We start from the raw sequence: 2,512 nt of genomic DNA, 5'->3' as shown, positions 1-2,512 counted from the left end.
CAAACGGAGACTTCAAGCTGTATGCCCAAGGTTTTGGTTTAAAAGTTGGCGACACATTTGAAGTACGCGGTGTCGATGCCAATGGCAAAAAAGGCCCGGTAACAACAGGAATAGTACTAGCTACATCTGCATCTCCAGCGGCATACACTTTAACAGTAGAAAACGCTGGTCTAAGCTCTAAATCAATTACTGGAACAGCAGGAAATGGCTTCACCACAGTTCGTCTATCCATCGATGGTACGATTGTTAAAGTAGGCCAAATTGACGCAGACGGTACGTACAGCATCGCTACCAACAACCTTATTCAACAAGGCTCAAAAGTAGAAGTAGTAGGTTATACGGATAAAACAGAAATGGCTCGTAAAACAGTGAACATCGTCAATGATGAAAAGCCAACATTAGAAGCCCTAACGATCGATGACGACGCAGTGAAAGGTTCCGTAACAGCAGGTTCAGCAACAAGTTTCCGCGTAAGCATCAACGGCGTTTTAACGAAAACTGGTACGATTGCAACAGATGGTACATTCCAGTCAAGTATCGGTAAACAAGCGGTAGGGACAATCGTTACAATTGAAATCAAAGACGCGGGAGGTTACAACACACTTCGCACAGCAAGCGTCACGGTAACAGGTTCAGCCGTAGTGAAACTAACAGCACCAGTCCTAGAAAAAATGGACGGTAGCTACATTGTTGGAACAGCACCAAAAGGTACAGAGTCAATTACAGTTTACGAAAATGGTGTAGCTGTGAGAACGCAAAACGTAAGCACGATGACAGCAAACGCAGACGGTAGCTTCACATTCAAAGCATATGTAGCAGCAAGTGCAACAAGCGTTCAAGTCCAAGCAAAAAATAGTGATAAACGTATGAACAGTGATTTATCAGTAGCATTTACAAAATAAATTTTAAAAGGTCTGCTCCGATTTTTAAATGGGGGCAGGCTATAGATAGAAATAAAGCGTTGTAATTAAGAACAACCATCAATATAAAGGCAGAAAAGGAGTAATAACTTTACATGAAATCAAAAAAATTAGTAAGTATTTTAGCAATCACTTCGATCTTGGGGACTAGCATTGTAACACCATTTAACGTATTAGCGGAGACACCAGTACAAGCAGCGGTATCAGCAACTGCACCAACTTATGTAGCACCAACAACACAAAATAAAGTTTTAGAAGTATCACCGGGACCTTATCTACAAATGGTTCGATTCGATGGAGATTATATTACACTCAACCTGATTAAATTCGTTAAAGGCTATGGTGTAAGAGTTGTACTCCCAAATGGCACATCAAGAGAGTTTTATTCACAGTATGCTGCTGGAGCTCAAAATGAATTTGTCTATATTTATGTAGGAGATCAAAATTTAACAAGTCCATATTCCTTCTTTTCAACGGAAGGTTTGTATTCAAACGGTAAGCCTTACCCTAACAGTTACCACACATTTTACACGGCTCAATATATGGGATATCAATATGATACAGCATTCGGTCAAAAAGTGTACAACCTATTCCAAGATGGTAGCTTATCAACCATTGGATCAGGCGTGACACAAGCAGAAATCGATGCTGCAAGAGCGGCCGCGGCAAACGCACCAGCATCTCCTGAAAAAGACAAGTTAGTTAATCTAATCACGAAAGCACAAACAGAGTTCACAAATAACACAGCATCTAAAAATACAGCAGCCCGCGACGCCGTTAATGCGCTATTTACTAACAACACACCAACATCAGGTGCCATCAAGCCAACAACGACACAAAGCACGATTGATGCGGCTAAAGCACTAGCAAACCAAGTAACAGATGCAACACAAAAAGCAGCGATGCTAGCGGATATTCAAAAAGCACAAGATTTGCTAAACACACGTACACAACAACAAGCCGATAACGCAGCGGCAGATCAGTCAGTCAAAGCGCTATATCTGAATGACAATCCTGCGACGGATGCTATCAAATCAATAACAAATCAGTCAGCAATTAATAAAGCACAAGATGCAGTCAACAAAGTTACTGACGCGGTAACAAAAGCAGCATTACAAAAACAAGTAGACCGTGCACAGGAATTATTGAACAATCGCACAACCCAAGCAGCAGCAGATCAAGCACAACAAGCAGTAGCTAACTACGCAGTCAACCAACTATTCTTAAATAATACACCAGCGAGTGACGCGATTAAAGCTTCTACAAATCAAGCAGCAATTGACAGCGCACAAGCAGAAATCAATAAAATCAAAGATCCAGCGCTAAAAGTAGAACCACAGAAAAATTTAGATCGCGCACAAGAATTGCTAGATCAACGCAATGCAAATGCGAGTCAAGCAGAAAAAGCGAAACAAGACGCAGCGAAAAAAGCAGTGGATGAACTATTCAATAGCAACACCCCGACATCAGGAGCAATCAAACCAGCAACTAATCAAAAAGCCATTGATGACGCTCAAAAACTAGTCGATGCGATCACAGATCCAGCAGTGAAAGCAGAACGTCAAGCGGATCTAAATAAAGCACAAGACTTA

At 41.4% G+C, this 2,512-nt stretch carries 2 protein-coding genes; both read left to right on the top strand.

Features of this window, described 5'->3' with window-relative positions; genetic code table 11:
- On the top strand, positions 1–902 hold a 902-nt coding region (locus EP58_RS17530), incomplete at its 5' end, for an immunoglobulin-like domain-containing protein (protein ID WP_036093260.1).
- 113 nt (positions 903–1,015) lie between these two features.
- A partial coding sequence (locus EP58_RS10555; RefSeq protein ID WP_036093259.1) for a toxin Cry1Ac domain D-VI-related protein occupies positions 1,016–2,512 on the top strand: 1,497 nt, incomplete at its 3' end.

The sequence above is a fragment of the Paenilisteria newyorkensis genome (assembly GCF_000766145.1).
In the GTDB taxonomy this organism is placed as follows: Bacteria; Bacillota; Bacilli; order Lactobacillales; family Listeriaceae; genus Listeria_A; species Listeria_A newyorkensis.
The sequence above is the reverse complement of the archived record's forward strand: the minus strand, read 5'-3'. Positions and strand labels throughout refer to the sequence as shown.